This is a genomic window from Acidithiobacillus sp. TH-A67 (assembly GCF_057473545.1).
Genome location: NZ_JBYCKU010000029.1, coordinates 1 through 7,793, shown reverse-complemented (window position 1 = coordinate 7,793; position 7,793 = coordinate 1). Strand labels below are relative to the sequence as shown.

Below are 7,793 nucleotides of genomic sequence, written 5' to 3'. Positions count from 1 at the left end.
TCAGCGCCGCCGTCAGCGTGGTCTTGCCGTGATCCACGTGACCAATCGTTCCCACGTTTACGTGCGGCTTCGTCCGCTCAAACTTTCCCTTGGACATTCAGAGACCCTCTCCAATCAAAACCAAAAGCGACGTAACAAAATGGAGCCCACAACCGGATTTGAACCGGTGACCTCTTCCTTACCAAGGAAGTGCTCTACCGACTGAGCTATGTGGGCCAAACTTGGAGCGGGTGATGGGAATCGAACCCACACCATCAGCTTGGAAGGCTGAGGTTCTACCATTGAACTACACCCGCACGACCGAACTCGGCAAATCTGGTGGAGGGGGGAGGATTCGAACCTCCGAAGGCAGAGCCGTCAGATTTACAGTCTGATCCCTTTGACCGCTCGGGAACCCCTCCAGCGGTAGCGGCGAATTATTACTTCGTCCCCCGTCACTGTCAAGACTTTTTCAGCGCTCTAACTGATCAGGCGGACAGGTATTTTGATGCCAATCGATGCCTTTCCAGACAGGGGCAAGGTACGCGCGCCTTGACAGCGTTGTCGAATTACAACATTCTTCCGCTTGTTGTAAAAATACCGTTGCCTTGTCCGTGGCACGGCTCTACATTTGGTATTGAGGAGGGTATTACAATGTCGAACAATCTGCGATTGACGCTGGCACTTTCTGTCGCTGCGGTACTTAGCTCCAGCACGGCTCTGGCTAGCACCAGCCCCTATGAGGGGTATGCGGTAAATGCCCAGGGAGCGCCGGTGGTCACCGCGAAAGGCCAATGCGTACGCGGCGGACGACCGGACACCAACGGGCCAGCCCCTGCCTATTGCGTGCCTCCGGTAAAGGTCGCCGCCCCTGCTCCGTCACCCGCACCTGCAGCCGCCCCGGCACCCATTGCGCCCGTCGAGCAGACAGTGCTGGTCAGCAAACCAATCACCATCACCGGAATCAACTTCAAGTTCGATTCTTACAAACTCCTTGACCATGACATCAAGGTTCTCGACGAGGTGGCCGACTTCGCCAAAAATCATCCTGACGCGGTGCTCAACGTAAATGGATACTGCAGCAAGGTAGGTACGTACGCGTACAATCTGAAGCTGTCCAAGCAACGGGCAGAGAGTGTGGCGCAGTACCTGGAGAACCATGGAGTCAGCCGGAGTCGCATGGTGCTCAAGGGCCATTCCTACGATGATCCTGTTGCCAGCAACGCTACCGCTCAGGGACGTTTTCTCAACCAGCGTGTAGAGATCAACAGCACAATCAAGGTCGAAAAGACCGTAACCAAATAAGAGCAGACAGCTGTTTAGTTCTGGGCCCTGCGGGGCCCTTTTTCGTCCTATTCTCTGGTAAGCATGCTAGAATCCCGCCATGCGCCAATCTTATCTCCGTTCCCTTCGCATCTTCGAGATCACTCGCGTTCTGGTTCGCTACCGACTGGATGAGTTGCTCTATTATCTGCCGTTGCTGAAGCCATATCAGGCCATCCTCAAGCTGAACCCCGGGCGCTGGATCATGCCCAAGCCGGAGGGAAGTTTTGGTGCCCGTCTGCGTCTCGCCCTCGAAGCCCTTGGCCCGACCTTTGTGAAACTCGGACAGATGCTATCCACGCGGCGGGACTTGTTGCCCGAGGAGATCACCCGCGAGCTCGCCAGACTACAGGACGCGGTGCCTCCCTTTCCGACAGCGCAGGCACGACAGATCCTCGAGCATTCTCTGAAGAAACCGGTTGCAGAACTCTTTGCCGAGATAGACAGCGAGCCCGCTGCCGCCGCATCCATTGCCCAGGTCCATTTCGGTCGCCTGCACGATGGCCGCGAAGTAGCGATCAAAATCCGCCGACCCGGTCTACACCGCATCATTGAACAGGATCTGGGGATTCTCGCCTGGCTGGCCGAGCTTGCCGAACGCTATTCCCAGGAAGGCAGACGTTTACGAGTGTGCGCAGTGGTTGCGGAATATGCCAAGACCCTGCGGGGCGAGCTGGATTTTCTGCGCGAGGGGGCCAATGCGAGCCAGTTACGCCGCAACTTCATCAATGAGCCTGATCTTCTCTACGTCCCAGAGGTGTATTGGGACTATTGTAGTGAAGAGGTTTTGGTGATGGAGCGCATACGCGGCATCCAGATTGGACAACGCGAAGCGCTACGGGCCGCCGGTATCGATTTTGATCAGCTGTCGCGCCGTGCCGCCGAGATCTTCTTTCGCCAGGTGTTCCGTGACTCCTTCTTTCATGCCGACATGCACCCTGGCAACATCTTCATCGATCCCAGCAATGGCCGTTTCATTGCCGTTGATTTCGGCATCATGGGGAGCCTAGACGAAGCCAGCCAGCATTATCTCGCCGAGAACATGGTCGCCTTTTTCGGCCGCGACTACCGGCGCGTGGCAGAAGCCCACATCGAGGCCGGCTGGGTACCGGCAGATACCAACGTCCAGGATTTCGAAACAGCGATCCGCGCCATCGCCGAGCCGGTGTTTGAAAAGCCTTTACACGAAATTTCCGTAGCCCAACTGCTTCTGCGCCTGTTCCAGACGACGCGCCGCTTCCAGATGCAGACCCAGCCGCAACTGCTACTCTTACAGAAGACGTTGGTGAATGTGGAGGGGATTGCGCGGGACTTCAACCCTACCCTGAACATCTGGGAGGTGGCAACACCACTATTGCGCGACTGGTTGAATCGGCAACGCGGTCCGCAGGCATGGTGGACACAATTTCGCCGTCACGCGCCGCAGTGGGGCTTGGTGTTACCTGAACTACCGGAACTGGTGCACAACCTGCTGCAAAAGGCCCAGCGTGGCGAGCTGCAAGTGCCCGTGCAGAATGAGGAACTGGAGGCTATTCGGCGGGAGTTACGGCGCGGTCTGCAGCGCCTTGCCGTGTTGACCAGTTCGGTGATCGTGGTTATGGGATTGGCCCTCATTGCTGCGGTCGAAGGGGATCTGAGTGCCCTGGTGCTGGATCTTCCTATCTGGCTGTGGTTGCTCAGCCTACCTTTCGTCGGCTGGGCAGTAACGCGCTGGTTTCAAGCGGTCTTCGTTCGATCACAAAACTAGGAGAGGCACATGTGGATTTTCTTTTCCCTGTTCATTGCCGCTTTGGCAGTGATATTTGCGGTGCAGAACAATGCCCTCAGCGCTGTCCGCTTCTTTACCTGGGAGTTTCAACAGTCGATCGGAGTGATCGTCCTGATTGCCTTCGTTGCCGGGGCGCTGGCGAGCACCATTTTTTATCTGCCGACGCATCTGCGCAATCGCTGGCGGATTCGCAAGCACGTCCGACAGATCGGCGAGCTGGAGACGAAGCTGTTGGGTGAGCAGAACCACAGGTTGACCCTGGAGCAGGAGCTGCATAAGGCGTCCGGATCGGAGCAGCGGGAGTCAGAAGACCGCCCGCCGCAGAATCTCTGATCGCTTACGGGGTGACGGGGGTCTTTTCGGCGACCTGCTGGAGGTTTTTCGCCTGCCACTTCTCCAACACCGCCAGGTTCGTCTTGGCTTGCGCTACGCCCAGTCCGGCTGCCTTTGTCCACCAATAGGCGGCCTTCTGGAAATTCTGTTTGACACCGAGTCCCTGATAATAGAGGTTACCGAGATTGTACTGGGCCAAAGCCACATTCTGCTCTGCTGCACGCTGCCACCATTCGGCAGCCTGCGCATAGTTCTGCGCCACTCCCTGACCAGAATAATACTGCATCCCGAGATTGTACTGTGCCTTACCATAGCCAATCTTGGCAGCTTTTTCGAACCACTGTGCCGCCAGCGCGTAATTTTGTGGAACCCCCTGGCCAAGCGCGCAGTGGGTACCGATGTCATTTTCCAGCTTGGCGGTGGTGAGCAGGTCGGGGGACGTGCATGCCGCATCCTCCAAAGTGGCTTGGTCGGCCTGGCCAGCCCATGCCGACGCGGAGAAGATGGTGCTGGAAACCAGTACAGCGGAGATAGCGATGGACTGTGAAATCTTCATGGGGCCCTCAAAAGAAAACTCTGGGAGTCAGAAGGTTACACCAAAAAGCTCATGCATGGATATAGCTATGTCACGTTACTTTTCGGCGCTGGAGGACTGAGTTCCACGGCCCGCCAGCGGCGGGCAAGCTGGTCCAGAACGCCATTGATGAAGCGGTGACCCTGGTCGGCGCCAAAGGCCTTATCAAGCTCGATAGCCTCATTGATGACCACTCGATAGGGGGTGTCTGGTGCAGAGTGTAATTCAAAGGCGGCGAGGCGAAGGATGGCACGCTCGATCTCGTTGACCTCATCTTCCCAGCGACGATCGCTGATGGCTGCAATGATCGCCGGGTCGAGGGCGCCTACCTGTCCGCAGAGTGCCGCCCAGGTCCGATCGAAGAAGGCTACATCTGCCGCTTGCAGGCGCTCCGGATCGGCATGGAACTGTTCCGCTAGCTCCTCACAGGAACTGGGATTGAGCTGCCATTGGTACAACGCCTGCACCAACGCCATTCGCGCCAGACGCCGACGACTGGGAGTGCGGGGCTCGTTCACAGGTTTTTCAGCAACTGAACCATTTCCATTGCCGTGAGAGCGGCATCAAAGCCCTTGTTACCGGCCTTAGTGCCCGCTCGCTCAATGGCCTGTTCGATGCTGTCCGTGGTGAGGATGCCGAAAATTACAGGTACGCCAGTCTCAAGGCCAACCTGGGCGATGCCCTTGGCCGCCTCGCCCGCGACATAATCGAAATGAGGCGTACCACCGCGAATCACCGCCCCCAGACAAAGGACAGCGGCATATTTGCCGGAACGCGCGAGCTTTTGCGCCAATAACGGGATCTCATAGGCTCCAGGGCTGTAGATTACCTGAATCTGTTCGTCGCTGGCGCCATGCCGTTTGAGACCGTCAATGGCACCCTGCTCCAACTGCTGCGTGATAAAACTGTTGAACCGGGCAACCAGCAGCGCGTACCGCTCGCCAGCGCCGACTTGCAACGTACCTTCGATGCGCTCGATCATGGGCGTTTTCCTGTTTCGAGAAAGGGGAGTTGACCGACGATTTCGAGGCCGAAACCGCCAATGCCGCGATACTGAAACTGACTGTCACTGAGGACCAGCGCCTGATGGACGCCAAGGTCGGTGAGGATCTGGGCGCCAATACCGAAGGTGCGGAGAATTTTTCCCGAGTCTCCTGCCTGTCCAGGCCCCTGCGGCCGTGCCGGCAACTCGGCAATCTGGGCAAGGAGGGACTCGATCTCGTCGGCATGTTGCAGATATACCAGGACACCGATCTCTTCCTGTGCCAGGCGCGCCAACGCGTGGGCCACGGGGCCTTGATCCCCGAGAAAGAGATCCGTGAGGGCCTTTCCCACCTGCACCCGCACCAAGACCGGCTTGTCGCTCTCTTCCGGCTGCCCTTTTACCAGAGCAAAGTGGGTCTCACCAGCGATCCAGTCGCGATACAGGTGCAGGGTGAACATGCCCCAGGGGCTCTGCCAGGGCCCACTACCCTCGCGCCGGACAATGCGCTCGCGCTCCAGGCGATAGCGGATCAGATCGGCAATCGTCCCAAGCTTCAGACCATGGCGCGCGGCATAGGGCAGCAGGTCTGGTAAGCGCGCCATCTCCCCATTTTCGTTGAGAATCTCGCAGATCACGCCCGCCGGCTTGCAACCCGCCAAACGGGCGAGGTCAACAGCGGCCTCGGTGTGGCCAGCACGCACCAATACCCCGCCGGGCTGCGCCGCCAAGGGAAAGATATGCCCGGGCATGACGAGGTCCTGGGGACCAGCGCCATCGGCAATGGCTGCCTGAATCGTAGTGGCACGATCGGCAGCGGAGATTCCGGTACTGACCCCGCGCGCCGCCTCAATCGAGACCGTGAAGGCAGTGCCCAGCTGCGCAGTATTGTGCCGCACCATCTGCGGGAGTTGCAGTTGCTGACAACGCTCCTGGGTCAGGGGCAGACACACCAGACCGCGGGCCTCCCGCACCATAAAGTTGATGGCCTCGGGGGTGGCGTGCTCTGCCGCCAGGATCAGATCGCCTTCGTTTTCGCGGTCCTCGTCATCCATGAGGATGACCATTTTCCCAGCCCGAATGTCGGCGAGAATCTCTTCCGTAGGACTGATATGCGTGTCCGTCATCAAATGAATCCTTTCGCGGCTAGACTTGCGGCGTCGAGCCGGGATTCTACCGCGCTTTTCCCGGTCTCGGCCATGAGGCGCTCCAGATAGCGAGCGAGAAGATCGACCTCCAGATTGAGTCGTTGCCCCGGTTTCCAGAACTGGGCGGTAGTCTGCGCCAGACTGTGGGGAATGAGATTGAGTGCAAAACCATCAGGATACAGGGAATTGACGGTAAGACTCACGCCATCCACGCAGATGCTTCCTTTGGCCGCGATGTAGCGCCGCAAATCCTGGGGCACCTGCACCCGATAGACCTGAGAGCGGCCGGAGGCCTGCGCGCTGAGCAATGTGCCAACTCCATCGACATGGCCAGCCACCAAGTGCCCACCCAAGCGGTCAGCAAGACGCAAAGCCTTTTCCAGATTGACCTGCGCACCCAGGGCCAAACTGCCGAGGGTACTGCGTTCCAGGGTTTCCCGCGAGACATCGACGGCAAAACGTCCATGCTCCAATGCGACCACCGTCAGGCAGACGCCGGACACCGCAATGCTATCTCCCAACTGCACGTCGCTCAGATCGAGACCGCCAGCGGCAATCCAGAAGCGCTGATCACCACCGAGGTGCTGGCGTTGCTGCAGAGTTCCCAAGGCCTGGATGATTCCGGTAAACATCAGGCCTCCTGCTGACAGAGATAGCGAAGTTTTACGTCTTGCCCCAACACCTGGCTTTCCCGGAGGTGCCAGCGCGGAATCTTCCCAAGCTCCGCGAAGGGCCCGGGCTCGGCAAAGGCGCGGGCGTTCCGCCCCAGCAAGAGGGGGGCAAAGTAGAGTAGATATTCATCGACCAACCCGGCATCGAGAAGACTGCTGGCCAGTCTTCCACCCGCCTCGACCATGAGTTCGTTGACTCCTTCGGCTGCCAAAAACTGCAGTAGCGCAGTAAAGTCGACCCCGACTCCCGAGCTTGCCGGCGGCAAAGCGACGAGGCGGGCACCGGCAGCGGCCAGAGCCGGACCATAGGCACCATCGGCATCGTCTCGATGCACAATCCACGTCCTACCCGGGCTATGCAAGAGAGCGGCCGTGGGCGGGGTACGCAGGTGTCCATCGAGGACGATCTTGGCCGGGTAGCGTAGCGGCGGGGATTCCAGGCGTGGGGCCAGACGCGGATCGTCGGCCAGGACCGTACCTACGCCGACCAGGATGGCACTCGCCTGCGCCCGCTCCTGCTGCACGTCCTCCCGTGCAAGCACCCCGGTCAACCATTGGCTCTGACCATTCGCGAGAGCAATCTTGCCGTCCAGACTGCTGGCCTGCTTGATGCGAATCCAGGGACGACCCGTGCGCATGCGCTGGATGAAACCACGATTCAGCCACGCAGCCTCCTCTTCCAGGCAGGGCAGATCGACTTCGATGCCGGCAGCACGCAGGCGGGCGATGCCCTGACCAGCCACCAGGGGATTGGGGTCTTCCATCGCCACCACCACGCGGCGTACCCCGGCGGCGATCAGGGCATCACTGCAGGGCGGTGTGCGGCCGTGATGGGAGCAGGGTTCGAGAGTAACATAGAGAGTTGCGCCGCGCGCCGCCTCTCCAGCCTCGCGTAGGGCAAAGACTTCCGCATGTGGCCCACCCGCCTGCAGATGCGCTCCGCGCCCCAGCTCCCTGCCATCACGCAGCAGAATCGCACCGACTCGTGGATTCGGGTGGGTGCTGTAGCGGCCCT

General features: G+C 59.3%; 10 protein-coding genes and 3 tRNA genes. 3 read left to right on the top strand and 10 right to left on the bottom strand.

Annotation, left to right across the window (positions count from 1 at the left end; genetic code table 11):
* The 4 genes from AC2VNM_RS03900 to AC2VNM_RS03885 form a co-directional block, all read right to left on the bottom strand.
* Window positions 1-97: GTP-binding protein (locus AC2VNM_RS03900; protein WP_022970494.1), on the bottom strand; the 97-nt coding region annotated here is incomplete at its 3' end.
* 43 nt (window positions 98-140) lie between these two features.
* Window positions 141-216, bottom strand: a tRNA-Thr gene (locus AC2VNM_RS03895).
* A 6-nt stretch (window positions 217-222) separates the two neighbouring features.
* Window positions 223-296: transfer RNA gene (locus AC2VNM_RS03890), tRNA-Gly, on the bottom strand.
* A 20-nt stretch (window positions 297-316) separates the two neighbouring features.
* Window positions 317-401, bottom strand: a tRNA-Tyr gene (locus tag AC2VNM_RS03885).
* 232 nt (window positions 402-633) lie between these two features.
* Between AC2VNM_RS03885 and AC2VNM_RS03880 the strand changes: the two genes are divergently transcribed.
* The 3 genes from AC2VNM_RS03880 to AC2VNM_RS03870 all read left to right on the top strand — a co-directional run bounded on the left by AC2VNM_RS03880 (window position 634) and on the right by AC2VNM_RS03870 (window position 3,403).
* Window positions 634-1,284, top strand: a complete 651-nt coding sequence (locus AC2VNM_RS03880; protein ID WP_483165738.1) for an OmpA family protein — start codon at window positions 634-636, stop codon at window positions 1,282-1,284.
* A gap of 79 nt (window positions 1,285-1,363) precedes the next feature.
* Window positions 1,364-3,049 (top strand): ubiquinone biosynthesis regulatory protein kinase UbiB, encoded by a 1,686-nt coding sequence (ubiB, locus tag AC2VNM_RS03875; protein WP_483165739.1) that lies wholly within the window; start codon window positions 1,364-1,366, stop codon window positions 3,047-3,049.
* A 9-nt stretch (window positions 3,050-3,058) separates the two neighbouring features.
* Window positions 3,059-3,403: a LapA family protein gene (locus AC2VNM_RS03870; protein ID WP_483165740.1), complete on the top strand. Its 345-nt coding sequence runs from the start codon at window positions 3,059-3,061 to the stop codon at window positions 3,401-3,403.
* A gap of 4 nt (window positions 3,404-3,407) precedes the next feature.
* Here AC2VNM_RS03870 and AC2VNM_RS03865 read toward each other — a convergent pair whose 3' ends face one another.
* The 6 genes from AC2VNM_RS03865 to ribD all read right to left on the bottom strand — a co-directional run.
* The gene (locus AC2VNM_RS03865; protein WP_483165741.1) at window positions 3,408-3,959 is read right to left on the bottom strand and encodes a tetratricopeptide repeat protein; all 552 of its coding nucleotides are present in this window, start codon (window positions 3,957-3,959) and stop codon (window positions 3,408-3,410) included.
* 65 nt (window positions 3,960-4,024) lie between these two features.
* Window positions 4,025-4,495 carry a transcription antitermination factor NusB gene (nusB, locus tag AC2VNM_RS03860; protein ID WP_483165742.1) on the bottom strand — a complete coding sequence of 157 codons (471 nt, stop codon included), beginning with the start codon at window positions 4,493-4,495 and terminating at the stop codon, window positions 4,025-4,027.
* Window positions 4,492-4,959 (bottom strand): 6,7-dimethyl-8-ribityllumazine synthase, encoded by a 468-nt coding sequence (gene ribH, locus AC2VNM_RS03855; protein WP_215871277.1) that lies wholly within the window; start codon window positions 4,957-4,959, stop codon window positions 4,492-4,494. Before ribH ends, nusB begins: the two co-directional genes overlap by 4 nt.
* Window positions 4,956-6,086, bottom strand: a complete 1,131-nt coding sequence (gene ribB / locus AC2VNM_RS03850; RefSeq protein ID WP_486912914.1) for a 3,4-dihydroxy-2-butanone-4-phosphate synthase — start codon at window positions 6,084-6,086, stop codon at window positions 4,956-4,958. The genes ribH and ribB overlap by 4 nt, the downstream gene beginning before the upstream one ends.
* Window positions 6,086-6,739 carry a riboflavin synthase gene (locus AC2VNM_RS03845; RefSeq protein WP_483189433.1) on the bottom strand — a complete coding sequence of 218 codons (654 nt, stop codon included), beginning with the start codon at window positions 6,737-6,739 and terminating at the stop codon, window positions 6,086-6,088. The genes ribB and AC2VNM_RS03845 overlap by 1 nt, the downstream gene beginning before the upstream one ends.
* A partial coding sequence (gene ribD / locus AC2VNM_RS03840) for a bifunctional diaminohydroxyphosphoribosylaminopyrimidine deaminase/5-amino-6-(5-phosphoribosylamino)uracil reductase RibD (RefSeq protein WP_486912913.1) occupies window positions 6,739-7,793 on the bottom strand: 1,055 nt, incomplete at its 5' end. The genes ribD and AC2VNM_RS03845, both read right to left, overlap by 1 nt.